Annotated in this window: 25 protein-coding genes and 1 pseudogene; 17 read left to right on the top strand and 9 right to left on the bottom strand. The window is 65.9% G+C overall.

From position 1 onward, the window contains the following. Positions 1–74 precede the first annotated feature (74 nt). The 6 genes and pseudogenes from lldD to accC all read left to right on the top strand — a co-directional run bounded on the left by lldD (position 75) and on the right by accC (position 4613). Entirely contained in the window at positions 75–1220 is a 1146-nt protein-coding gene (gene lldD / locus OLX02_RS03465) for an FMN-dependent L-lactate dehydrogenase LldD (protein WP_264420231.1), read from the top strand. Positions 1221–1432: 212 nt separating this feature from the next. After that, positions 1433–1699 (top strand): annotated as a pseudogene (locus OLX02_RS03460) (3TM-type holin); the annotation flags it as partial. An 89-nt stretch (positions 1700–1788) separates the two neighbouring features. Continuing rightward, positions 1789–2163, top strand: a complete 375-nt coding sequence (locus OLX02_RS03455) for a hypothetical protein (RefSeq protein WP_264420230.1) — start codon at positions 1789–1791, stop codon at positions 2161–2163. A 65-nt stretch (positions 2164–2228) separates the two neighbouring features. Next, positions 2229–2663, top strand: a complete 435-nt coding sequence (aroQ, locus tag OLX02_RS03450) for a type II 3-dehydroquinate dehydratase (protein WP_264420229.1) — start codon at positions 2229–2231, stop codon at positions 2661–2663. A 113-nt stretch (positions 2664–2776) separates the two neighbouring features. Beyond that, positions 2777–3256, top strand: a complete 480-nt coding sequence (gene accB / locus OLX02_RS03445; RefSeq protein WP_264420227.1) for an acetyl-CoA carboxylase biotin carboxyl carrier protein — start codon at positions 2777–2779, stop codon at positions 3254–3256. A 10-nt stretch (positions 3257–3266) separates the two neighbouring features. Next, positions 3267–4613 (top strand): acetyl-CoA carboxylase biotin carboxylase subunit, encoded by a 1347-nt coding sequence (gene accC, locus OLX02_RS03440; RefSeq protein ID WP_264420226.1) that lies wholly within the window; start codon positions 3267–3269, stop codon positions 4611–4613. 73 nt (positions 4614–4686) lie between these two features. Here the strand turns inward: accC and OLX02_RS03435 are convergent, their stop codons facing one another. Then, positions 4687–5289 (bottom strand): DedA family protein, encoded by a 603-nt coding sequence (locus OLX02_RS03435; protein WP_264420224.1) that lies wholly within the window; start codon positions 5287–5289, stop codon positions 4687–4689. Positions 5290–5354: 65 nt separating this feature from the next. Further along, positions 5355–6305, bottom strand: a complete 951-nt coding sequence (gene gshB, locus OLX02_RS03430; protein WP_264420222.1) for a glutathione synthase — start codon at positions 6303–6305, stop codon at positions 5355–5357. A 123-nt stretch (positions 6306–6428) separates the two neighbouring features. Here gshB and OLX02_RS03425 point away from each other — a divergent pair, with 123 nt between their 5' ends. Beyond that, positions 6429–6581, top strand: a complete 153-nt coding sequence (locus tag OLX02_RS03425) for a hypothetical protein (protein WP_264420221.1) — start codon at positions 6429–6431, stop codon at positions 6579–6581. Between the two features lie 9 nt (positions 6582–6590). Here OLX02_RS03425 and OLX02_RS03420 read toward each other — a convergent pair whose 3' ends face one another. Further along, complete coding sequence (locus tag OLX02_RS03420; protein WP_264420219.1) at positions 6591–6953, bottom strand: YraN family protein; 363 nt, start codon at positions 6951–6953, stop codon at positions 6591–6593. Next, positions 6950–7783 carry a 16S rRNA (cytidine(1402)-2'-O)-methyltransferase gene (gene rsmI / locus OLX02_RS03415; protein ID WP_264420218.1) on the bottom strand — a complete coding sequence of 278 codons (834 nt, stop codon included), beginning with the start codon at positions 7781–7783 and terminating at the stop codon, positions 6950–6952. The genes OLX02_RS03420 and rsmI overlap by 4 nt, the downstream gene beginning before the upstream one ends. On the opposite strand from rsmI, the gene OLX02_RS03410 reads away from it, so the two are divergent. Further along, positions 7782–8981, top strand: coding sequence for a penicillin-binding protein activator (locus OLX02_RS03410; protein WP_319641227.1), 1200 nt, complete (start codon positions 7782–7784; stop codon positions 8979–8981). The genes rsmI and OLX02_RS03410 overlap by 2 nt on opposite strands. Positions 8982–9064: 83 nt before the next feature. Continuing rightward, a complete protein-coding gene (locus OLX02_RS03405) occupies positions 9065–11077 on the top strand; it encodes a DNA topoisomerase IV subunit B (RefSeq protein WP_264420216.1) in 2013 nt (670 codons plus the stop codon). A 4-nt stretch (positions 11078–11081) separates the two neighbouring features. Here OLX02_RS03405 and OLX02_RS03400 read toward each other — a convergent pair whose 3' ends face one another. Continuing rightward, positions 11082–11312, bottom strand: coding sequence for a hypothetical protein (locus OLX02_RS03400; RefSeq protein ID WP_264420215.1), 231 nt, complete (start codon positions 11310–11312; stop codon positions 11082–11084). Between the two features lie 105 nt (positions 11313–11417). Here OLX02_RS03400 and OLX02_RS03395 point away from each other — a divergent pair, with 105 nt between their 5' ends. Continuing rightward, the gene (locus OLX02_RS03395; RefSeq protein ID WP_264420214.1) at positions 11418–12503 is read left to right on the top strand and encodes an acyltransferase family protein; all 1086 of its coding nucleotides are present in this window, start codon (positions 11418–11420) and stop codon (positions 12501–12503) included. Here OLX02_RS03395 and OLX02_RS03390 read toward each other — a convergent pair. Further along, entirely contained in the window at positions 12500–13270 is a 771-nt protein-coding gene (locus OLX02_RS03390; protein WP_264420212.1) for a hypothetical protein, read from the bottom strand. The two genes, OLX02_RS03395 and OLX02_RS03390, sit on opposite strands and share 4 nt — an antisense overlap. 146 nt (positions 13271–13416) lie before the next feature. Between OLX02_RS03390 and OLX02_RS03385 the strand changes: the two genes are divergently transcribed. The 3 genes from OLX02_RS03385 to OLX02_RS03375 are packed head-to-tail and all read left to right on the top strand — an operon-like array spanning position 13417 to position 15905. Then, positions 13417–14259 (top strand): AAA family ATPase, encoded by an 843-nt coding sequence (locus OLX02_RS03385; protein ID WP_264420210.1) that lies wholly within the window; start codon positions 13417–13419, stop codon positions 14257–14259. Positions 14260–14282: 23 nt separating this feature from the next. After that, a complete protein-coding gene (locus OLX02_RS03380) occupies positions 14283–14720 on the top strand; it encodes a GFA family protein (protein WP_264420209.1) in 438 nt (145 codons plus the stop codon). A gap of 3 nt (positions 14721–14723) precedes the next feature. Then, a complete protein-coding gene (locus tag OLX02_RS03375; protein ID WP_264420207.1) occupies positions 14724–15905 on the top strand; it encodes a vWA domain-containing protein in 1182 nt (393 codons plus the stop codon). Between the two features lie 273 nt (positions 15906–16178). Here the strand turns inward: OLX02_RS03375 and OLX02_RS03370 are convergent, their stop codons facing one another. From OLX02_RS03370 to OLX02_RS03360, 3 genes are all read right to left on the bottom strand, one after another. Continuing rightward, positions 16179–17060, bottom strand: a complete 882-nt coding sequence (locus OLX02_RS03370; RefSeq protein ID WP_264420206.1) for an OmpA family protein — start codon at positions 17058–17060, stop codon at positions 16179–16181. Positions 17061–17353: 293 nt separating this feature from the next. Beyond that, on the bottom strand, positions 17354–18556 hold the full coding sequence (locus OLX02_RS03365; RefSeq protein ID WP_264420204.1) for a DUF1343 domain-containing protein: 1203 nt from the start codon (positions 18554–18556) through the stop codon (positions 17354–17356). Next, positions 18553–19095: a DOMON-like domain-containing protein gene (locus OLX02_RS03360; RefSeq protein ID WP_264420201.1), complete on the bottom strand. Its 543-nt coding sequence runs from the start codon at positions 19093–19095 to the stop codon at positions 18553–18555. Before OLX02_RS03360 ends, OLX02_RS03365 begins: the two co-directional genes overlap by 4 nt. 32 nt (positions 19096–19127) lie before the next feature. Here OLX02_RS03360 and tyrS point away from each other — a divergent pair, with 32 nt between their 5' ends. The 4 genes from tyrS (at position 19128) to OLX02_RS03340 (ending at position 24397) form a co-directional block, all read left to right on the top strand. Next, a complete protein-coding gene (gene tyrS / locus OLX02_RS03355) occupies positions 19128–20357 on the top strand; it encodes a tyrosine--tRNA ligase (protein WP_264420199.1) in 1230 nt (409 codons plus the stop codon). Between the two features lie 116 nt (positions 20358–20473). Then, a complete protein-coding gene (locus OLX02_RS03350) occupies positions 20474–20812 on the top strand; it encodes a PilZ domain-containing protein (RefSeq protein ID WP_264420197.1) in 339 nt (112 codons plus the stop codon). Positions 20813–20942: 130 nt separating this feature from the next. Then, on the top strand, positions 20943–23069 hold the full coding sequence (locus tag OLX02_RS03345) for a TonB-dependent receptor (protein ID WP_264420195.1): 2127 nt from the start codon (positions 20943–20945) through the stop codon (positions 23067–23069). Between the two features lie 56 nt (positions 23070–23125). Further along, on the top strand, positions 23126–24397 hold the full coding sequence (locus tag OLX02_RS03340; protein ID WP_264420193.1) for an MFS transporter: 1272 nt from the start codon (positions 23126–23128) through the stop codon (positions 24395–24397). The last annotated feature ends 11 nt before the right edge of the window (positions 24398–24408 follow it).

Genomic DNA, 24408 nt, shown 5'->3' with positions numbered 1-24408 from the left:
TCCACGTCCAACAGCTGGACATCGATCGCGATATCTGATGGTTGCCGCCGAAAGGCCGACGTGGAGGCTCCTGCGTGATTGCCGCATCAATTACCGATTACCGCGAGCTTGCCCGCAGGCGACTGCCGCGGTTCCTGTTCGAATATATCGACGGCGGCTCCTACGCCGAAGTCACGCTACGGCGGAACATCCGCGACCTGGAAGACATCCCACTGCGCCAGCGCGTGCTTCGCGATATCTCCGGCCTCGATCTTTCCACCGAGCTGTTCGGCCAGCGCCAGGCGCTTCCTGTCGCGCTCGCCCCCATCGGGCTTGCAGGCATGAACGCGCGGCGGGGCGAATGCCAGGCGGTGCGCGCGGCAGAGACCGCAGGCGTGCCCTTCACGCTCTCGACCGTCTCCGCCTGCTCGCTGGGTGAAGTCGCCAGCGCCGCCGGCCGCCCGTTCTGGTTCCAGCTCTACATGGTGCGCGATCGCGGCTTCGTGCGCGAATTGCTGCAAGAGGCGACCGAGCTGAAGTGTTCGGTGCTGGTGTTCACCGTCGACATGCCGGTGCCGGGCAGCCGTTACCGCGACTATCACTCCGGCCTTGCCGGCGCCGCGGGACTGAGGGGCGCGCTGCGCCGCACGCTGCAGGGCGCGATGAAGCCCGACTGGGCGTGGGACGTGGGCGTCATGGGCCGCCCCCACGCGCTCGGCAACGTCGCGCGCAAGCTGGAAGGCAAGACCGGTATCGAGGACTTCTTCGCGTGGATGCGCGAAAACTTCGACAGTTCGATCGCGTGGCGCGATCTCGATTTCATCCGCTCGGAATGGAAGGGACCGCTGATCATCAAGGGCCTGCTCGATCCTGAGGACGCGAAAGAGGCCGCCGCGCTCGGCGCCGACGGCATCGTGGTTTCCAATCACGGCGGCCGCCAGCTCGACGGCGTACTATCTTCGGCGCGAGCGCTACCGCCCATCGTCGATGCGGTGGGCGACCGGCTGACCGTGCTTGCCGATGGCGGCGTGCGCTCGGGTCTGGACGTGGTCCGCATGCTGGCGCTCGGCGCCAAGGGCGTTCTGCTCGGACGCGCCTGGGCCTTCGCGCTCGCCGCGCACGGGCAGGCCGGGGTCGAACACATGCTGCGCCTGATCGAGGCCGAGATGCGCGTCGCGATGACGCTCACCGGCGTGCGCTCCATTGCAGAGATCGACCGATCGATCCTCGCGAACCGATAACGCGATAAAACAGCGACAGAACTGATGGGCGCGAATCAGCCGCTGCGTGCTGTCCGCCACATTGATTTCGCAGGGCCGGGATCGAGGTCCTCACTACGGGCCGAGCCTCCTGCCGCGCTTTCGCAAACCGTTTTCCTACATCGCGGCTTGCGGCTATCTGGTTCGGCGTTCCGCTCCCCGGCCAAGGACGCCCCATGCCCCCCATCAGCAACGCACCCGCCTCGCCTGCCAACGCCCGCGACCCGTTCGTTACCCGCGCCCGTCCCACCTTTCTCTACGTGATGTATGCGCTGATCCTGTGGTCGATCCCGCTCGGCCTGATCGGCGCGGTGCGGCCCCACGTCGCGCAGGCAATATCAGCGGCGATGACCGCCTATTTCGCCGGCCTTCCAGAACCGCTCTACGCGCTCTTCGGTACAGGATACGTCGGCTACACAGTGGCGCGGCAGTGGGGCAAGGCGCGCGGCACGGAGGCCTGATGACCCGCACGAGAAGCACGTTCCTTTCGGCGAAATGCACCGCCTTGGTTAGCTTCAGGTAACTTTTGCCTGCTACAGCCACAGGCAGCATGGACAGCCACCGCCATCCCCGCCCTCAGCCCCGCGCCTTTCCGCGCCGCACTCTCCTCGCGCTTTGCGTGCTGGCGCTGCCGCTCGGCGGCTGCGGCTCGGACGACCGGGTGCAGGCGCTGGAACAGCGGCTCGTCGCAGTGGAAGCCAAGGCCGCCGCGGCAGAAAAGCGGGCCAAGCAGGCCGAAGCCTTCGCCCAGCGCGCCGCGCCCAGCCCTTACGTCACCAACGATGACTTCTCGGCGCCCGAAGTGGACCCGGACGTCAACGAAGTGACCGACCAGAGCGCGGACGATCCGCAATACGACAATTCGGTCTCTGCACCGGTGGCACCGCCGCCCGCCCCGGTGGTCAACCCGGACGGTAGCGCCTGATCGCGCGCCCTTGCGCCGTTATGCCGGCGCACTAAGACAGGCCCCCAGCAACTGCCGGGGTATCCATGTCCAATATCGTCTACGTTCTCAACGGCCCGAACCTGAACCTGCTCGGCCTGCGCGAGCCGGAGATTTATGGCACGCAGACGCTGGACGACATCGCCGGCCTGCTGGAAGACCGGGCGCAGGAACTCGGGCTCGAAATCGACATGCGCCAGTCGAACCACGAAGGCCATCTGATCGACTGGATGCACGAGGCGCAGGGCACCGGCGCGAAAGCCGTCCTGCTCAACGCCGGAGCCTACACCCACACCTCGGTCGCGCTGCACGACGCGATCAAGTCAATCCGCACCCCGGTGATCGAAGTGCACCTCTCCAATCCGCACACGCGTGAGGCGTTTCGCCACACGTCCTATGTCGGCATGGCGGCCAAGGGTTCGATCGCTGGCTTCGGCGCCAACAGCTATCTACTCGCACTGGAAGCCGCCGCTCGGCTCTGAATCGTGCCTTCCAGCGCGAGTTTTCCACGCACGCGAAGCAGTTCCTCTTGCCAGCTAGGCCCGGCGCGGGCATGGCGCGCAACTTGGAATTTGACTACCCGCGAGGATAACAGATGGGGAACGACCGCGGCGATAAGGCCGGTATGATGGCGATCGACAGCGCGCTGGTGCGCGAACTCGCCGAACTGCTCGCCGATACGGGCCTGAGCGAAATCGAAGTCGAGGACGGCGAACGCAAGATCCGCGTCGCCCGCACGCTGACGGCAGCGCCCTACGCGCAAGTCGCGGTTGCTGCGCCTGCCGCCGCTGCGGCGCCGGTCGCGGCCGCTGCCGCGCCTGTTGCCCCTGCCGACGATCACGCCGGCGCGGTCAAGTCGCCGATGGTCGGCACCGTCTATCTGTGCCCGGAACCGGGCGCGGCATCGTTCGTCAGCGTCGGCCAGACGGTCAAGGCGGGCGAAACCCTGCTGATCGTCGAAGCGATGAAGGTGATGAACGCTATCACCGCGCCCAACGCCGGCACGGTCAAGGCGGTCCTCGTCGAAAACGCGCAGCCGGTCGAATACGACCAGCCGCTGATCGTGATCGGCTGAGGGGCACCGGATGGCCATCAAGCGCCTGCTGATCGCCAACCGCGGCGAAATCGCGCTGCGCATTCACCGCGCTGCGCATGAAATGGGCATCGAGACGGTGGCGGTTCACTCCACCGCCGATGCCGATGCCATGCACGTGCGGCTCGCCAACCAGGCGGTGTGCATCGGCCCGCCGGCGGCGAAGGACAGCTACCTCAACGTGGCGGCAATCATCTCGGCGGCGGAAATCACCGGCGCCGACGCGATCCATCCCGGCTACGGCTTCCTCTCGGAAAACGCCCAGTTCGCCGAGATCGTCGAAGCCCACGGCATCACCTGGATCGGCCCCAAGCCCGAACACATCCGCACCATGGGCGACAAGGTGGAAGCCAAGCGCACTGCCGGCGCACTTGGCCTGCCGCTGGTTCCCGGTTCTGACGGTGCGGTCTCGGAAATCGAGGAAGCGCGTCGCATTGCCGAGGAAATCGGCTATCCGGTGATCATCAAGGCCGCATCGGGCGGCGGCGGCCGCGGCATGAAGGTGTGCAACGGCCCGGACGAGCTGGAAACGCTGATCCAGCAGGCCGGCTCGGAAGCCAAGGCCGCCTTCGGCGATGCCACGGTCTATCTCGAGAAGTATCTCGGCAACCCGCGCCACATCGAATTCCAGATCTTCGGTGACGGCAACGGCAACGCGATCCACCTCGGCGAGCGCGATTGCTCGCTGCAACGCCGCCACCAGAAGGTGCTCGAAGAAGCGCCCTCGCCGGTCATCTCGGCCGAAGAGCGCGACCGCATGGGCGGCATCGTCGCCAATGCCATGGCCGACATGGGCTATCGCGGCGCGGGCACGATCGAGTTCCTTTGGGAAAACGGCGAGTTCTACTTCATCGAGATGAACACCCGGCTCCAGGTTGAACACCCGGTGACCGAGGCCATCACCGGCGTCGATCTGGTGCGCGAACAGATCCGCATCGCCGATGGCAAGGCGCTCTCGGTCCGGCAGGACGAGATCGAATTCAAGGGCCACGCCATCGAATGCCGCATCAACGCGGAAGATCCCTTCACTTTCGCCCCCTCGCCGGGTCTTGTGAAGAGCTACCACGCGGCCGGCGGCATGCACGTGCGCGTCGATAGCGGGCTTTATGCCGGCTACAAGATCCCGCCTTACTACGATTCGATGATCGCCAAGCTGATCGTCTACGGCCGCACCCGCGAAGGCTGCATCATGCGCCTGAAGCGCGCGCTGGAAGAAATGGTGATCGACGGGGTCAAGACCTCGATCCCGCTGCACCAGCGCCTGCTGACCGACCCCACCTTCCTCGATGGCGGCTACACCATCAAGTATCTGGAAGAATGGCTGGCAAAGGACGCCTGATCGCTTCGGGATGACCGGACAAGAAAGCCCCTGCCTCGGCGGGGGCTTTTTTATTGGCACCCCGCAAAAAGCCTCACTCCGCGCGCGGTTTCCACCGCACGATGCGCCATACGTAAAGCACGCCAATCAGCGCCATGCCCGCCAGCGCTACCGGTCCGGTGTATTTTTCCAGGTGGCCGAAGTTGTTGCCAAGGTGCCATCCGGCCCAGACCAGGATCGCGTTCCACACCGCCGCGCCCGCCAGCGTGAAAACCAGGAAGCGCACGTGCCCCATCTCCGCCAGCCCCGCCGGCAGCGAGATCATCGTGCGCATCAGCGGCGAGAAGCGCATGACGAACACCACCCATTGGCCATGCTTCTGGAAGAACACCACCAGCTTCGCCACGTCTTGCCAGTCCAGCGTCAGCCACCGCCCGAAGCGATCGACGAACGGCTTGAGCCGCTGGTAGCCCAGCGCCCGCCCCAGCAGGAACCAAGCGTAGTTGCCCAGCGTCGACCCGATCGTGCCGAAGATCATCAGCGGCGCCACGTCCATCCGCCCGTGCGCCACGGCGATGCCGCCGATACCCATGATGAGTTCCGAAGGTATCGGCGGGAACACGTTCTCGAGCAGCATCAGGAAGCCGATGCCCCAATAGCCGCCGCCCTCGATGAGGTGGATAATCCAGTCGTTCATGTCATGGGCAACGCTGAAAGAGGAGACCGGCTCCTGAAGCCCCCTTCAGAGGAGGGGGAAAAGCATCAAAGCCGGGCGTCGATCGCATCCCAGATCATGCCCGGCGTATCGGTGCCGTTGAACTTGTCGATCGCCACGATGCCCGTCGGGCTGGTCACGTTGATCTCGGTCAGCCACTTGCCGCCGATCACGTCGATGCCAACGAAGATCAACCCGCGCTTCTTCAGCTCAGGCCCCAGCACTTCGCAGATTTCCTGCTCGCGCGCGGTCAGGTCGCACTTTTCGGCATAACCGCCGACCGCGAGGTTGGAGCGGAACTCGCCCTCGCCCGGCTTGCGGTTGATCGCGCCCGCGACCACGCCGTCCACCAGCACGATGCGCTTGTCGCCCTCGGCCACTTCGGGAAGGAACGGCTGGACCATGAACGGCTCGGGCCACACCTGCCCGAACAGCTCGGCCAGCGCGGAAAGGTTACCGCCATCGGCTTCCACCTTGAACACCGCCTTGCCGCCGTTGCCGTGCAGCGGCTTCACCACCACCGCTGTCTCGCCCAGTTCGTGCTGGAAGGCCCGCACATCGGCGGCCGAGCGCGTGATCAGCGTGGGCGGCATGAACCGCGCGTAGTCGAGGACGTAAACCTTCTCGGGCGCGTTGCGGACAGAGCGCGGGTCGTTGACCACCAGCGTCTCGCCCTCCAGCCGCTCCAGCAGGTGGGTGCCGGTGATATAGCCCAGGTCGAACGGCGGGTCCTGGCGCATCAGCACCACGTCCATGTCGCTACCGAGATCGATTTTGCGCACCTCGCCCATGCGGTAATGATCGCCTTCCACGCGCTGCACCGTCACCGGCGCGCCTTCGGCGGTGACACGGCCAGCCTTCCACGCCAGCGACTTCACGTCGTAATAGTAAAGCTCGTGCCCGCGCGCCTGAGCCGAAAGCATCAGCGCAAAACTCGAATCTCCGGCGATCTTGATCGACTGGAGCGGGTCCATCTGAACCGCGACACGAAGCGTCATAGGTTATCCAACCTCAGGTGTTTTCTCTGAGCCGCGCTTTAAAGCCGATTTATGGGGAGAGCGACCACTTTCGCGAGGCGCGCCGCAAATGCGATGACGCACGCTAACGGAAAGGGACCTTCCATGCGCAAAGCTCTTACTGCCATCGCCTGCACCGCCGTCGTTCTCGGCTGGAGCGCCGCCGCTGTCGCCAATCCCGAGCCGCACCCGACCGAACACCCCAAGGACGATCACGGCAAGGACGGCGAGCACAAGGACGAGCACAAGCCGCACTGATCATTTCGCCTACGCGCCGGGTTGCCATGCATTGACGATCCGGCGCGGCCAGCGCTCTGGCGCAATCAGGATCACATCGATCCGCACGTCATCTCCCGATCGAACGTAGCGCGGCACCAGAACTTCCGCCGCCCGCGCCACGCGCCGCAGCCGCCGCGCATCGATCGCCAGATCGAGCGCCGCGCCGCTCGCGCGCCACTTCACTTCGATGAAGGCCACCGTCCGGCCCTTGCGTGCCACGATATCCACTTCGCCCGGCCCCACGCGCTGGCGCCGCGCCAGCACGCGCCACCCGGTCAGCCGCAGCCATAGCGCCGCCAGAGCCTCACCGCGCCGACCCCGGCGCTCGGCTTCGGCCCGGCTGGCGCTCACTTCAGCTCCATCGCCCGCGCATAAAGCGTCTTGCGGTCCAGCCCCAGCGCCTTGGCCACCTTGCCAGCAGCCTGCGAGGGCGGCATTTCCGCCAGCGCCGCGCGCAGCTCGGTATCCACATCGGCTTCGTCCGGCGCGCCGGGCGCGGGCGGCGGCCCGGCCAGCAGCACGATCTCGCCCCGCGGCGGATGCGCCGTGTAATGCGCGGCCAGTTCTTCCGCCGTGCCGGTGCGGCATTCCTCGTGCAGCTTGGTCAGCTCGCGCGCCACGGCCACTTCGCGCCCCGGCATGATCCGCGCCATCGCCTCCAGGCTGTCGACCAGCCGCGGCCCGGTTTCGTAAAACACCAGCGTCACCGGCACCGCCGCCAGCCCCGCCAGCGCATCGCCGCGCGCCTTGTCCTTCGATGGCAGGAAGCCCGCGAACATGAAGCGGTCGGTTGGTAGCCCTGCCAGCGTCAGCGCGGTCACCAGCGCGCTCGGTCCGGGCAGGCTGGTGACGGGAATGCCGCGATCACGTGCGGTCCGCACCAGCTTGTAGCCGGGGTCCGAAATCAGCGGCGTGCCCGCATCCGAAACCAAAGCGACCGGCTTTTCGCACATTTCGGCGAGCAGCTTCTCGCGTGCCTCATCGCTGGCATGATCGTCATAACGCCGCATCGGTCGTTTTATGCCGATATGATTCAACAACTTGCCAGTGACGCGCGTATCCTCGCACGCTATCACCGCACACGCCGAAAGCACTTCGACGGCCCTGCGCGTCAGGTCGCCAAGATTGCCAATCGGCGTGGCAACAATATAGAGGCCGGGTTCAAGCGAAGGCGTGTCCATGCGCCTCCCAATGGACCGGGTCTCGGGGAGCGGCAAGAGCATGATGAAGGGCAATCTCTGGCAGGCAGGCGGCATCACCCGGCGCGTCGCCGTGGCGACCACGCTGGCGTTGCTTGCCGGCTGTACCGTGATCCCCAAGGGCGGCCCCGCCGGCCCCGCCCCCGCCCCCAGCGAAGCCGCGCCCGATTCCAACGTCCTGCCCACCGATGCCGACCGCCACCGCGTCGCACTGCTGGTGCCGATGAGCGGCCCCAACGCCGCTGTCGGGCAGGCCATCGCCAATGCCACCACCATGGCGCTGCTCGATACCAACGCGCAGACCATCCGCATCACCACCTATGATACCGCCACCGGCGCCGCCAATGCGGCTGGCAAGGCCGTGGCCGACGGCAACCGTCTGATCCTCGGCCCACTTCTGTCGGACGACGTGGTCGCCGTGGCATCGGTCGCGCGGTCCGCGCACGTGCCGATGATCACCTATTCCAACGATGTCGGCGTGGCCGACCGCGACGTGTTCGTGCTGGGCCAGGTGCCGGGACAGTCGGTCGCGCGCGTGCTCGGCTATGCCAAGGCACACGGGGTCTCGCGCGTCGGCGCAATCATACCCAGCGGCGTCTACGGCCAGCGCGTCACCACGGCACTGGCGGACGTCGCCCGCCGCGAAGGCATGACCGTCACCGGCGTCGAGACCTACGAGCGCGCCAACACCTCGGTCGCCAGCGCGGTGCGCCGGGTCAAGGCCAAGGGGCCGGTCGATGCGCTGCTGATCGCGGACGGCGCGCGCATCGCGCTCCAGGCCGCACCGCAGGCGGGCGGCACCCGCCTGCTCGGTACCGAGTTGTGGAGCGGCGAAGCAGCCATCGCCAAAAGCCCGGCGATGAAGGGCGCATGGTTCGCCGCCGTGTCCGACAGGCGGTTCGGCCAATTCGAACAGTCCTATCGGAAGCGCTTTGGCGCCACGCCCGCACGGCTGGCCACGCTCGGCTACGATTCCGTGCTACTGACGCTCAATGTCGCGCGGAACTGGAAGCCCGGCACGCTGTTCCCGACCGGCAAGCTCTACGATCCGCAGGGCTTCATCGGGCTCGACGGGGTGTTCCGCTTCAACCAGTTCGGCGCCGCCGAACGCGCGATGGAAGTGCGCGAAGTGTCGGGCGGCACCTTCACCACCGTCAGCCCGGCGCCAGCACGCTTCTGAAGGGCACCCAGCCGCCAAAAGGACGCGGATAAGCACGCCTGCGTGCTTGCGTGCGGATTCGTCCGTGTTCTATACCCGTTCCCATGTCCGATGACCTGTTCGACAAGCTGCCCGCCAGCAATCCTGCCGAAAGCTACGATGGCTCCGCGATCGAAGTCCTCGAAGGGCTCGAACCGGTCCGTCGTCGCCCGGGCATGTACATCGGCGGCACCGACGAACGCGCGCTGCACCACCTCGCCGCCGAAGTGCTCGACAATGCGATGGACGAGGCCGTGGCCGGCCACGCCAACCGCATCGAAGTCCTGCTCGAGGAAGAGCCCGGCAGCGCCGGCCGGCTGACGATCAGCGACAACGGCCGCGGCATCCCGGTCGACGAACACCCCAAATATCCGGGCAAGTCCGCGCTCGAGGTGATCCTCACCACGCTGCACTCTGGCGGCAAGTTCTCGGGCAAGGCCTATGCCACCTCGGGCGGACTCCACGGCGTCGGGGTCTCGGTGGTCAACGCGCTGTCCACGCTCACCCGCATCGAAGTCGCCCGCAACAAGGAACTTTACGCGCAGGAATTCTCGCGCGGGCTTCCCACCGGGCCGCTGCAGAAAATCGGCAATGCGCCCAACCGGCGCGGCACGCAGGTCACGTTCGTCCCCGATGCCGAAATCTTCGGTGCCGACGCCAGGTTCAAACCCGCGCGCCTGTTCCGCCTCGTCCGCTCGAAAGCTTACCTTTTCGCCGGGGTGGAGATCCGCTGGAAGTGCGCGCCCAGTCTCGCCAGCGACGACGTGCCCGCGGAAGCCGTGTTCCAGTTCCCCGGCGGCCTTGCCGATCACCTCGCCGAGCAGGTGGCGGGTCGCGAATGCGTCACCAGCGTGCCGTTCGCCGGGCGGCAGGACTTCCCGCTCGGCCCGGGCGGAGAGGAAATGGGCCGCGTCGAATGGGCCATCGCCTGGCCGCTGTGGTCCGACGGGTCCTACAGCTGGTACTGCAACACCATTCCCACGCCCGATGGCGGCACCCACGAACAAGGTCTGCGCGCAGCGCTGACCAAGGGCATCCGCGCTTTCGGCGAACTCGTCGGCCAGAAGAAGGCCAAGGACATCGCGCCCGAGGACATGATCACGGGCAGCGAGGTAATGCTCTCGGTCTTCGTCCGCGACCCCCAGTTCCAGAGCCAGACCAAGGACCGCCTCACCAGCCCGGAGGCCGCGCGCCTCGTCGAAAACGCGGTGCGCGATCACTTCGACCATTTCCTCACCGACAACATGGAGCGCGGGCGCGCTCTGCTGGGCGCGGTGATGGAACGCATGGACGATCGTCTGCGCCGCAAGGCCGAGCGCGAGGTCAAGCGCAAGACCGCCACCAACGCGCGCAAGCTGCGCCTGCCGGGCAAGCTCACCGACTGTTCGGGCGAAGGCAGCGGTGAAACCGAACTGTTCATCGTCGAAGGCGACAGCGCAGGCGGCAGCGCCAAGCAGGCGCGTGATCGCAAGACGCAGGCGATCCTGCCCATCCGCGGCAAGATCCTCAATGTCGCCAGCGCCACGGCGGACAAGATTCGGGCCAATTCCGAAATCGCCGATCTTGCGCTCGCCCTCGGTTGCGGCATGCGCAAGGAATGCAACGCTGACGCGCTCCGTTACGACCGCATCATCATCATGACCGACGCCGATGTCGACGGCGCGCACATCGCCACGCTGCTGATGACCTTCTTCTTCCAGGAAATGCCCGACATCGTCCGGCGCGGACACATCTACCTAGCCCAGCCGCCGCTCTATCGCCTCACCTCGGGCAGCACCTCCGCCTATGCCCGCGACGACGCGCACCGCGCCGAACTGGAAGCCACCAAGTTCAAGAACAAGAAAGTCGAGGTCTCGCGCTTCAAGGGCCTCGGCGAAATGAACCCTGCGCAGCTGCGCGAAACCACGATGTCGCCCGCCACCCGGGGTCTGATCCGCATCACCCTGCCGCCCGAATACGAAGGCCGCGCGGCAGTGAAGGATCTGGTGGACCGCCTGATGGGCCGTGATCCTGCCCAGCGTTTCATGTTCATCCAGAACCGAGCCAGCGAAATCGACCCCGAACTGATCGACGCCTGAGCGACTAGTGCTTCAGGTGGCTGCCCACCGCGATCACCAAACGCCGCGATAGCGGCTCGCCCCCGGCTTTGCCGCGCTGGGCGAAATGCATCACCGCTGCCGCCAGCACCGCAACGATCAACGCTTCAAGGTCCTCTCCCTGAAGCCGGCCCAGCACTTTGTTCGCTTCCTTGCGCGCGCCCTTGGGCAAACGGAACCCGTTGATCTTCTTCGGCAACTTGAACGCCTTGGCCATGACGGCAATCTCCTTTCCCGCTCAACGCCCCAACGCCCACCCGGCTCCCCCTTGCGCACCGGACCATTTTGTCTAACGCTGTCAAAAAATAGGGGCGGGACCGGGATGCAGGAAAGACCACACTTCGAAGTGCTCGACGGATTGCGCGGCGTGGCGGCGCTGCTCGTGCTGGTGTTCCACGTCAGCGAAATCCTTGCGATGGGGGATCCGACAAGGAACCTGCTGCCGCACGGCGCGCTGGCGGTCGATTTCTTCTTCTGCCTCTCGGGCTTCGTCGTGTCCTACGCCTATGACCGTCGCTGGGCGCAGGGCATGACTTTGCGCGAATTCGCACTGCGGCGCCTGATCCGGTTGCATCCGCTGGTCGTTCTGGCGACCGTTATCGGCGCGGCCGCCTATTTCCTCGGTCCGTGGCGCGGGCCGGACTGGCACGTCAGCCCCGTGCAGGCCGCAACGACAGTCGCGCTCGCGCTGCTGGTGCTGCCCTATCCCACGCTGCCGGGCCGCTGGACCGACACCCATTCGCTCGACGGCCCCACCTGGACGCTGTTCCAGGAATATGTAGGCAACCTCGCCTATGCGCTCGTGCTGCGCCGCCTTGGCAACGCGGCGTTGCTCATGCTGGCAGCCGTGGCGGGCGTTCTCCTCGCGTGGGCGGCGACACGGCACGGCACGCTCTCGCTGGGCTTCGGCTGGGACACCTGGGCGATGGCCTTCGTCCGCCTCGCGTTCCCCTTCATCTTCGGGCTGTGGCTCCACCGCGCGCTGCCCGCCCTGCCCAGGTGGCGCGTCGGCCTCGTCCCGCTCGCGCTGGTGATGACCGCTGCACTGGCACTGCCCGTGGCCGGTGCGGGCAAGAACGCAATGGCGAATGGCGCGCTTGATGCAGCGCTGGTGATCGCACTGTTCCCCGCGATCGTGTTGCTCGGCGCGCATTCGTCAGTCGGACCGCGCACGCTATCCGCCGCGCGCACGCTCGGCCGGCTCTCCTATCCGCTCTACATCCTGCACTACCCGTTCATCTACAAGTTCGCGGACTATGCGATCTTCGGAAAGCCGAGCGATACGGGCATTCTTGTCGGCGCCCTGACCCTGCCATTCGCGCTGGTCGCGCTCGGCTGGGCCGGCCTCAAGCTGTGGGACGAACCGCTTCGCGCCCGTCTGAGCGCCCGGTTTTTGCGCCGGCGTTAGCCGGCGTCCTCGCCCTTCGCCTTGTTGAAATCGAAGCGGATCTTCACCCAAGTGCCAAGCTGCGGCTTGCCGTCGATGCGCGGCGGGCGAACGAGAAACTGCCACGAGGCCAGCCGCAGCGCACGAGCCAATCCCGATCCGCGCGGCGATTCGTCCATCTCGCGGCAGTCCTCCACATGATAAGCCTGAATCGTGCGGCAGGCGATCATCGCCCACGATCCCGGCTCGCGGAAGGTGGGCAGATAAGGCCCGATCTCGGCATTGTTCGGCTCGCGGTACCATTGCGCGGCATAGAGCGTCGCACCGCCCGGCCCCTCACCTACGCCGCCCGCCGCGCCGCCGCCGCGATCCGCGCCGCCCTGCCCCGCCGATCCCTGCGCCGGCGCGATACGTCCGATATCGTTCGAGGCGAAGTCCTTGCGGCTCATCACCACGAAATCGGGCGGCAGCGTCGCATGCGGCGTCGGAATGACGATTCGCGGCGGCTGTACGTGCGGCACTGCCCGCGTCGCCCGGGCGGTGTCGTGCGCTGCGTCCTGCTTCTGCGGCGCGCGGCTGGCCTTCGCCTCCTCGCCCGCGCCCTTCGACAAGCTGATCGCCACCAGATGCCCGCGCCCAGGCGCACCGAATTCGGTATAGTCGCCCATCCGCACGACGATGAGCGCCAGCAGCAGGGTGATCGCCACCGCCAGCGCAAGCGACACCGGCCGGTTGCGCGGGGAAGCGCCATAACGCGAAGGGGATGCCGGCAGCTGAGAGGGTTCCATCGCCCGCGTGCCTACCCCCGCCTTTGTGACAGGACAATGGTCGGTGCATGACGCGCAAGAGAGACTTGCCAGCGGCCACGCGGCTGCTATCGTTTAACCAATCGATTAATAATCCGGTCAGAGACAAGACTCACAAGGGGCAGCCGATGCGCTTCGAAGGCACTCAGAATTATGTCGCCACCGACGATCTCAAGGTCGCGGTCAACGCCGCGGTGCTGCTGCGCCGCCCGTTGCTGGTCAAGGGCGAACCCGGCACCGGCAAGACCGTGCTGGCGCATGAAATCTCCAAGGCCGTCGGCGCACCGCTGATCGAATGGAATATCAAGTCGACCACCAAGGCGCAGCAGGGTCTCTACGAATACGACGCCGTGGCCCGCCTGCGCGATGGCCAGCTGGGTGAAGAGCGGGTGCACGACATCCGCAACTACATCAAGAAGGGCAAGCTGTGGGAAGCCTTCACCGCGCCGAAGCTGCCCGTGCTGCTGATCGACGAGATCGACAAGGCCGACATCGAGTTCCCGAACGACCTTCTTCAGGAACTCGACCGCATGAGCTTCGACGTCTACGAGACGCAGGAGCGGATCGAGGCCAAGGAACGGCCGATCGTGGTCATCACCTCGAACAACGAGAAGGAACTGCCCGACGCATTCCTGCGCCGCTGCTTCTTCCACTACATCAAGTTCCCCGACCGCGACACGATGCAGGCGATCATCGACGTCCACTTCCCCGGCATCCAGAAGACGCTCGTCGCGAAGGCGATGGAAGTCTTCTACGAAGTGCGCGAAGTGCCCGGTCTCAAGAAGAAGCCCAGCACCAGCGAACTGCTCGACTGGCTCAAGCTGCTGCTGAACGAGGACATGCCCCTCGACGTCCTGCAGAACCGCGACCCGACCAAGGCGATTCCGCCGCTGCATGGGGCCTTGCTCAAGAACGAGCAGGATATCATGCTGTTCGAACGGCTGGCATTCATGTCGCGCCGTCCGAGCTGATCGAAACGGAAGGAGCCGCCAGAATGACCGCACCTTACACCGGGCGATGCGCCTGCGGCGCGGTCACGCTGGCGATTTCCGCCGAACCGGCCGCAACGCGCCAGTGCTGGTGCCGCCAGTGCCAGCAGATCGCCGCAGGCGGCCCCACGCAGAACGCCATCTTTCCGGCCGCTGCGGTGGAATTGAACGGCACGCTTGCCCACGGCAGCTGGCGGGCGGCGAGCGGCAACACGCTCACCTTCCACTTCTGCCCCGCGTGCGGCACGCAGATCTACGCGCAAAGCTCGGCGCGCCCGCAGCTCAAGACGGTGCGCTTCGGCGCACTCGATGTGGGCCACGGGCTTCGTCCGCAGGTCGCGATCTGGACCGACGACGCACCGGAATGGGCCGTGATCGACCCGGCGCTCGAATCCTGGCCCCGGCAGCCGCCCGCGCCGCCCCCTTCCCCTTCAGGGACCTGACCCATGTTCTTCAACTTCGTCGACGAACTGCGCGCCGCCGGTATTCCGGCCAGCTTCAAGGAGCACCTCGTGCTGCTCGAAGCGCTCGACAAGGACGTGATCGAGCAGACGCCCGAAGCCTTCTATTACCTGTCCCGCGCCACGTTCGTGAAGGACGAGGGTCTGCTCGACCGCTTCGACCAGGTCTTCAACAAGGTGTTCAAGGGCATCCTTACCGACTACGGCCAGCGCCCGGTCGACATTCCCGAGGACTGGCTCAAGGCCGTTGCCGAGAAGTTCCTCACCGAAGAGGAAATGGAAAAGATCAAGGCCATGGGCTCCTGGGAGGAGATCATGGAGACGCTCAAGCAGCGGCTGGAGGAGCAGGAAAAGCGCCACCAGGGCGGCAACAAGTGGATCGGCACCGGCGGCACCAGCCCGTTCGGCAACGCCGGCTACAACCCCGAGGGCGTGCGCATCGGCGGCGAAAGCAAGCACGGGCGCGCGATCAAGGTCTGGGAAAAACGCGAATTCCAGAACCTCGACAGCACCCGCGAGCTGGGCACGCGCAACATCAAGGTGGCGCTGCGCCGCCTGCGCCGCTTCGCGCGTGAAGGCAACGCCGACGAACTCGATCTCGACGGCACGATCGAAGGCACCGCCAAGCAGGGCTGGCTCGACATCCGGATGCGCCCTGAAAAGCGCAACGCCGTGAAACTGCTGCTGCTCCTCGATGTCGGCGGCTCGATGGATCCGTTCATCCGGCTGGTCGAGGAGCTGTTCAGCGCGGCCACGGCCGAGTTCAAGAACATGGAGTTCTTCTATTTCCACAACTGCCTCTACGAAGGCGTGTGGAAGGACAACAAGCGCCGCTGGTCCGATCGCACCAAGACGTGGGATCTGCTGCACAAGTACGGCCACGACTACAAGATCGTGTTCGTCGGCGATGCCGCGATGAGCCCCTACGAGATCAGCCACCCCGGCGGCAGCGTCGAACATTTCAACGAGGAAGCCGGCGCCGTCTGGCTTCAGCGCGTGGCCCAGACCTATCCCGCCACGGTCTGGCTCAACCCCGTACCGGAAAAGCAGTGGACCTATTCACAGTCCACCAAGATGATCCGCGACCTGTTGAATGGCTCGATGTTCCCGCTGACGCTAGATGGCCTCGACGCTGCCATGCGCGAACTCACACGCAAGAAGCACTGAGGCGAGGCCGCCAAACCGCGCGAGGATGGCAAGGTTGGTACTTTTCGGGGCGCAATGTCGCGTTCCCGGATTGACGGCCTTGGCCCCCGGCTGCGGCGTGGAACCTGCCGGTCAAAGCAATAACTGCGACATCACCGCTGGAGCAGCGCGGAACGGCGCCTATCCGCGCACATCCCTTGGCAATCCTCGCCAACAGCGCCGTCGGTAAGGGCCGGTCGGCCCGTTCCCCGCAGCGCGAAGCCTGCGGGGAAATACAAACCGGCCCTTGCCAGGTCAGATACCGTCCAGGCCCTTGCTCACCAGGACATTCACCGCAACGCGGCGGTTCTGCGCCTTGCCTTCGTACGTGTCGTTGCTCGCAGCAGGGTCCGCTTCCGCCATGCCCGTGGGGGTGAGCATACGATAGGGCTTCCAGTGGCAAGCCTGCTGCAGATAGTTGATGACGCTTCCAGCGCGCTTGTCGCTGAGCTGCTGGTTGTATTCTTCGCTGCCGGTGGAATCTGTATAGCCGACCACGAGGATCAGCGCGTTGTCCATGCTTTCCGCCTGGGCCGCAGCACTGCACAGTTCCGTCTTGGCCTGGGCGGACAGAGCCGACTTGCCGGTGTCGAAATAGACGTTCGTCGTGTTCTTCACGTTGTACTTGTCGATGTCGCCCATGCGGCCACGCAGCGCTTCGGTTGCCGCCGTCTGTTCCGCGAAGCCCTGCGCCGTGCCCGTCCGGATCATGGCTGCGGTCTTCAGGTCGTTGTTGCGGAAGGTGATCTGGCTGGCCACCAGGCCTTCACCCGCTTGCATCGTCTTGACGGTCACCGGCAGCCCGTTGAGCAGCGATCCGCGGTCAAGCTTGCCCTTCTTGCTGAAGAGACCCGAACTGGCCTTGATCCGCGTCGCGTCGTTGACCGCGATGATCGTGTTGGTGCCATCGGCAGCGGTGACCTGAATCCGGTCGCCACTGCGGGCCGAAATGTTGCCCTTGATCTCGGGGCCGGCAGTCAGCGTGGCTGCTTCCGCCGCCTGGGCCGGAACCACGCCATTAACTGTGATCCGGCTCTGCGAAGGGTCCTGCGGCTGCGCGAAGACACTGCCCGATGCCAGCACGACCGGCGCGGCAATCAGGGCGAGAACCCCCGACTTCTTGGAAACGACACCCATTTAGCTATCCCTCATAAAAGAAATCCGCTCCCCGGGTGTTCAGGTTGACCTTGCTCGCAGATGAACATGCGCCGCAGGGGGATCGGCCGGGCAGTCAGTTCGAGCATAGTATGCGACGAACAGATGTGAGCGGTCCCGCACACAGCCTGATACGTGCCATGAACGGATCGCATCAAAAAGCCTGACTGCCGCCATTCCGGGGCGAACCGACGACGCCCCGACTCGCATTGGACGTGCCTTTGCAACGTTACCGCTGCCGTATTGGCACACCGCAGCCGCCCGCCGGCAATCGCTCAATACAGCAGATAGGGCTTCCGCGTTTCGAGCCAGCGGGCTTCGTCTGGCCCTGCAATCGCGTCGAGGTCCGCAGGGACCGAGCCGGCATCGTCCACCCATTCGCGCAGCGCGGTGCCGCCATTGATCACGTCGATCGCGAGCTTGTCGAACACATACTCGTAAGGGAAATCGCGCCAGATCGGGTAATCTGGATAAAGCCGACGGATGGCCTTGAACGCCAACGCCTGAAGCCGCCACGGCCGGAAGGCATGGTGGTCGTAAAAGCCGCCCTCGGCATGGACCATCAGCGCGCTGCACAGCGTCTTGGCGTGCTTGTGGAACGTCGGCTCGAACCAGCATTCGCGGATCGCGCAGCCCGCCAGCCACTGCGGCGCGAACCGCTTCATCTCGGCCAGCACCGCGTTCGCATCCACGTCGGGCGCGCCGAACAGCACTTCGAGCGGCCGCGTGGTGCCGCGCCCTTCGGACAGCGTGGCGCCCTCGATCATCACCGTCCCTGCATAGGCGCGGGCCATGTTGAGGCTGGCGGCATTGGGGGACGGGTTGATCCAGATCCGGCTCTCGGGCCAACCGAAACCCGGTCCGGACTCAGGCTGCCAGCCCTCCATCGCGACCACGCGGTAATCGACGTCGAGATTGAAGTGGTCCACGAACCACGCGCCCATTTCACCCAGCGTCAGGCCGTGGCGCATTGGCATCGGCCCGGCGCCTACGAAGCTTTCCCAGCCGGGCAGCAGCGTCGTGCCCTCCACCGGGCGCCCTGCCGGGTTCGGCCGGTCGAGCACCCACACCGCCTTGCCGGTGCCGCCCGCCGCTTCCAGCAGGTAAAGCAGCGTGGTGACGAAAGTGTAGATGCGGCAACCGAGATCCTGCAGATCGAACAGGAACACGTCGGCACTGTCCATCATCCGCGCGCTTGGCCGGCGCACTTCGCCATAAAGGCTGAACACCGGAATGCCGAGCGCGGGATCGATGAAGTCCTCGGTCTCCACCATGTTGTCCTGCTTGTCCCCCTTCAGCCCGTGCTGGGGGCCGAACGCGGCGGAAAGCGCGATGTCCGGACAGGCCGCCAGCGCGTCAAGCGAATGGACAAGCCCTTCCGTGACGGAGGCCGGATGGGCGACGAGAGCGACCCGCTTGCCGGCCAGCGGCGCGCGAAGATTGGGGTCCGCCAGCAGGCGATCGATACCGAATTTCATGGCCCATCCGGTGCCGGAAGGCGCGCGGCGAAGCAAGCCTCGTCATGGAAGTCGGGCCGCTCGGGTCGGTGCGCGATGGCCCAGTACGACGTATGTCCGCCCTCCTCCACGATCACTGCCGTCAGCCCATAACGCCACGGCAACGCGGGCAGCGCGCCCACCGGCACGGCGGCGTCAAAGATCAGCACATCGCGCCCGCGCCGGGGCGTGCAGACGGGCTGGCGCGGCATGGGGCGCTCGGCCATGCCCTCGCGGTATCCGGCGAAATCATAAGCGGCCCACTGCTCGGACGGTGAGAAGTTGAACTCGGTATAGCTGTCGCCGTGCCCTGGCTTGACGAACAACTCGAAGCAGGTCGCCTGCCACAAACCGTCCGCCCGCGCCTTTCCGGCGAACGGCGGCACCACCAGCCGCGCCGCGCCTTCCACACGCCAGCGGACCGTCATCCAGTGCGCATCCACCCCGATGATCCGCGCCGCCACGCCGCGCACGGCCAGCGGCGGATGTGCCGGATGGGCCGCAAGCTCGAACGTTTCCAAGCGCCATTCTCCGTGCTACGCGCCGCCGCGCTATGACCGAATATACGTCCACTCTGCTCCGCCTGCTCGAAGAGCGTGGTTACATCCACCAGCTGACCGACGCCGAAGGGCTCGACAAGCTGGCGAACGAGAGCGTGGTGCCGGGTTATATCGGCTTCGACGCGACCGCGCCATCGCTGCACGTCGGCAGCCTCGTCCAGATCATGATGCTGCGCCGCCTCCAGCAGGCCGGGCACAAGCCGGTCGTGCTGATGGGTGGCGGTACCACCCGGATCGGTGACCCCACGGGCCGCGACGAGAGCCGCAAGATGCTTTCGGACCAGACGATCGAGGACAACATCGCCTCGATCCGCACGGTGTTCTCACGCCTGCTGACCTTCGGCGACGGCCCGACCGACGCGGTGATGGTCAACAACCACGACTGGCTGGGCAAGCTGGGCTACATCGAGCTGCTTCAGGAAGTCGGCACGCATTTCACGGTCAACCGGATGCTCACCTTCGATTCGGTGAAGCTGCGGCTGGAACGCGAACAGCCGATGACCTTCCTCGAATTCAACTACATGATCCTGCAGGGCTACGACTTCCGCCATTTGTGCAAGACGGCGGCGGTCCGCTTGCAGATGGGCGGCTCCGACCAGTGGGGCAACATCATCAACGGGATCGAACTGACCCGGCGCAAGGACGGGGTCGAGGTGTTCGGCCTGACCACTCCGCTGCTGACCACGGCCGATGGCAAGAAGATGGGCAAGAGCGCCGCTGGCGCCGTCTGGCTCAACGAAGATGCGCTGCCCGCCTATGATTTCTGGCAATACTGGCGCAACACCGACGACCGCGACGTGGGCAAGTTCCTGCGCTTGTTCACCGACCTGCCGCTGGACGAGATCGCCCGGCTCGAATCGCTCGAAGGCAGCGAGATCAACGCCGCCAAGGTGGTGCTGGCCAACGAAGTGACCAAGCTGGTGCGGGGCGAGGACGCTGCGAAGACGGCCGAGGCCACCGCCTCGACCACTTTCGCCGGCGGCGGACTGGGGCAGGATCTGCCTACGCTCGACATTGCGGAAGCGGATATCTCCATTGTCGATGCGCTGATCGGACTAGGATTCGCGGCAAGCCGGGGCGAGGCCAAGCGGCTGGTCGCTGGCGGCGGCGCGCGCGTCGATGGCTCCGCGGTGACCGACGAAGCCTATCGTATCGTGCTGGAAGGCAAGGAAATCCGCGTTTCTTCGGGCAAGAAGAAGCACGGCATCCTGAGGTCTGCTTAACGGAAAATTCCTGCCGGGCTCCGTCACCTGCCCGGCAGTCCGTTGCCGCAACTTTACGAAATATAAGCCATTTCGGATCAAAACGCCTCCAAGACCCCATTCGGCAAGGAGCAATGATGTCCGGCGGCGCCCAGCTTTCCGTTACCGACCAGCGCCATGCAGCGCGCCACCCGGTAAACCTGCCGGTCATCGCCGAGCATCGCGTCCTGGGCGACGTAATGATGAACATCGCCAACCTGTCGACCACGGGCTTCATGATCAGGGGCGCGACCGAGCTGGGCCGTGGGGAGCGCATCACCATTCGCCTCCAGCACATCGGACGGATCGAAGCGTTTCTTGTCTGGAATGACGGGGAACGCGCGGGATTCCAGTTCGAACGGATCATCCGGCAGGATGATTTCATGCGCCTGATCAAGGGACTACAGCCCAACCCACGCCTGCGCACGGGACGCTGATCGCCCCACTGCAGGCGAGCGCCACCCTTTTTGATGCCTGACGTCGCATCGGGCTTGATATATTATATCATGTCATTAGAGCGGCATCACAACATCAACAACGGGTGCCCCTCCCTTGACCTCGCTCACGATGCGCTCGCTTCTTCGCAGCACCGCGCTTGCCGGCCTGCTGCTTTCCCCCGCCATGCTTCCCACGGCCGCTTTCGCGGCCGATGCGCCGCCGCCTGCGCCGACCACCGGCGAAAGCCCGGAACACCCCGATCCTGCCGTCCCGGATGACGCTGGCCACACGCCGATCATCGTTTCGGGGCGGCTGATCACCGGCGACCGTGACAGCATTTCCGCACCCGTGGTGATGACCGGAGACCAGCTTGCCCGCAACGCCCAGCCGCAGATCGGCGCCATGCTGGCCAAGCTGCCCGGCGTATCGACCAGCGGTTTCGCCCCCGGGGCCTCGCGCCCGGTGCTGCGCGGCTTCGACGGCCCGCGCGTGCAGGTGCTGACCGATGGCATCGGCTCGCTCGACGCTTCCTCGGTTTCCTCCGACCACGGCGTCGCGCTCGATACGCTGAACGTCGATCACATCGATGTGCTCCACGGCCCTGCCGTGCTGCTCTACGCAAGCGACCCGGCGGGCGGCGCGGTTAACGCCATCGACCGCCGCATCCCGCGCGCCATGCCGGACAAGCCCGTCTCCGTCACAGCGCTTGGCTCCTACGGCACGGCGGCCGACGCGGTGAACGTGGGCGGCGCGGTGGATGTCGCACTGGCCCCGCGCCTCGCGGCCCACTTCGACGCAAGCTACAATCACGCCAATGACTTGCGCGTGGGCGGCAACGTCCTCTCGCCCGAACTGCGCGCGAGCACGCTGGTCGCCGCCGCGGACCTTGCCGACACTGGCGACCTTGCCGGCGCGGCCGACCTTACCACACAGGTCAATGCGCGCGGGCGCCTGTCGAATTCGTGGGCACATGGCTATACCGTGGGCGGCGGCCTCGCCTTCATCGACGCGGGCGGCAGCCTGGGCATCTCGGTAGAACGGCTGGCCAGCGACTACGGCATTCCGCCGCGCCCCGCCGTGGGCAATCCCGACCCGGTTTCCATCTCGCTGCGTCAGACCCGCTATGACCTGCGCGGCAGCGTCAACCTCACCGGCTTCCTTGACCGGCTGGACCTGCGCGCGGCCTATGGCGACTACACCCACGCGGAGATTCACGGCGGCGTGCCTGCCACGCAGTTCTTCAACAAGGCCATCGAAAGCCGCCTCGATCTGGTGCAGGCGAAGCACGGGGCATGGCGCGGCCAGAGCGGCGTGCAGTTCTCCACCCGTGACCTGACAGTGGTGGGCGACGAGCGGCTGATCCCGGATTCGACGACCGACCGTTTCGCTGCCTTCACCCGGCAGCAGGTCTCGCTCGGCCCGGTCGATCTGGAAGGCAGCGCCCGCTACGAAAACACGAAGATCGCCACCAAGGACGGCCTGCATCGTGGTTATGACCAGTATTCCGCCGGCCTCGGCCTGGCTTGGCACCCGGTTGAATCCGTCACCGTCAGCCTGTCCGCGACGCACGGTGAACGCGCGCCGAGCGCAGAGGAACTGTTCATCGACGGCATCCACGATGCCACCCAGTCCTACGAGCGCGGCAACCCGAACTTCCGCAAGGAGCGTTCGGATTCGGTCGAAGGCGGCGTGCGTTTCCACGGAGACCGCTTCGCCGGATCGGTCACTGCCTACGCCACGCGCTTCAAGGACTACATCGCACCGCTTCCCACCGGCGACGCGATCGAGGGCTATCCTGTCTACCAGTTCGTGCAGGTGCCCGCCAACTTCCGCGGAATCGAGGCCGAAGCTTCGGTCAAGGCGCTGGAATGGGGCGACGGCAATTCGGTCTCGCTTGATGGCGGGCTGGACTATGTCCATGCGCAGCTGAAGAACATTGGCCCCGCCCCGCGCATCCCGCCGATGCGCCTGCGCGGCGGGATCGAGTTCGACAGCGACCGGTTCGGCGCGCGCGGCGAAGTGATCCGCAATGCCGCGCAGAACCGCGTCGCCGCCAACGAGAACCGCGTGGACGGCTTCACGCTCGTCAATGCCAGCCTCACCTGGCGGCCGCAGGGTAAGGACGGCCCGCTCTCGCTCATCCTGTCGGGCGACAACCTGCTCGACGTGACAGGCCGCCTCGCCACTTCGGAAACGCGCGATTTCGTCCCCGTCGCGGGCCGCGATGTGCGCCTCACGGTCTCGCTGAAGATTTGAGAACCGATTAGAATTGCTTGCTTGGCAAGGGAGCGGCGCGCTGCCACGTAAGGCGCGTGTCTGCTCCCGAACCCACCTCGCCGCTCCAGATCCCTGACTATCGCCGCTTCTGGCTCGCCCGATTTACTTCGGTCGTCGCCACCACCGGCATGGTCGTGATCCTGGGATACCAGCTCTACGACGTCGCCCGCAGCCATTACGGGATGAGCATCGGCGAGGCTTCGTTCCAACTCGGCCTGCTTGGCCTCGCGCAGTTCCTGCCGCTGTTCCTGCTGACGCCGGTGGCCGGCGTCGTGGCGGACCGCTTCGACCGGCGCACGGTGACAGGCGTGGCGGTCCTGCTGGACATGACCGTGGCGCTCACGCTGGCACTGGCAACGACCATGCACCTGCTCACGCTGCCCTTGCTGTTCGGGCTGGGTGCGCTGCACGGCACGGCGCGCGTATTCATCGGGCCGGCGCTGGCCTCGATCGCGCCCAATATCGTTCCCGCGCCGCTGATGCCGCGCGCCATCGCGATCAACTCGATGGCGTGGCAGACCGGCTCGGTCGGCGGCCCGGCCATCGCCGGCCTGCTGTTCGCCGCGCACGATTCGCTGCCCTACTGGCTTTCGACCGTGCTGCTGGCGGTCGCGGCCGTGGGCGTGTTCGGTATCCGCCGCCTGCCCCCGCCCGAAGGCAACCGCAACGTCCACCCCGTGCGCCAGATCCGTGAGGGCCTGTCCTTCGTGTGGAACGACCGGTTCCTGCTGGGCTGCATCACGCTCGACCTGTTCGCCGTGCTGCTGGGCGGGGCCACCGCGCTGCTGCCGGTCTTCGCGCGCGACATCCTCACCATCGATGGTCATGCGGTCGGCTCCTATGGCCTCGGCTTCATGCGCGCGATGCCGGGCCTTGGCGCGGCGCTGGTCGCGGCGATGCTTTCCAGAAAGCCCATCGAGAGCGACGTCGGCACCAAGATGCTGGTCGCAGTGGCGGCCTTCGGCGCGGCTACGGTCGCCTTCGCTTTCTCGCGCAATTTCTTCCTCTCGCTGGCGCTGCTTGCGGCGATCGGCGCGGCGGACATGATTTCCGTCTTTATTCGCAACACGCTGGTCCAGCTGCATACACCCGACGCGGTGCGCGGGCGCGTGTCCTCGATCTCGGGCCTCGCCATCTCTGCCTCGAACGAACTCGGCGAAATGCAGTCCGGCGTCGCCGCTGCGCTGATCGGTGCAACGGGCGCAGTTGTATTCGGCGGCGTGGGTGCGATAGTCGTCACCATATTGTGGGCAGTCTGGTACCCGGAACTTCGCCGGGCCCGGACCTTTTCCGCAAAGTACACCTGAAGCTCACACCT

Source organism: Novosphingobium sp. KCTC 2891, from assembly GCF_025938155.1.
Lineage (GTDB): Bacteria > Pseudomonadota > Alphaproteobacteria > Sphingomonadales > Sphingomonadaceae > Novosphingobium.
Note: the sequence above shows the minus strand (reverse complement) of the source record. Positions and strands in the feature narration are given on the sequence as shown.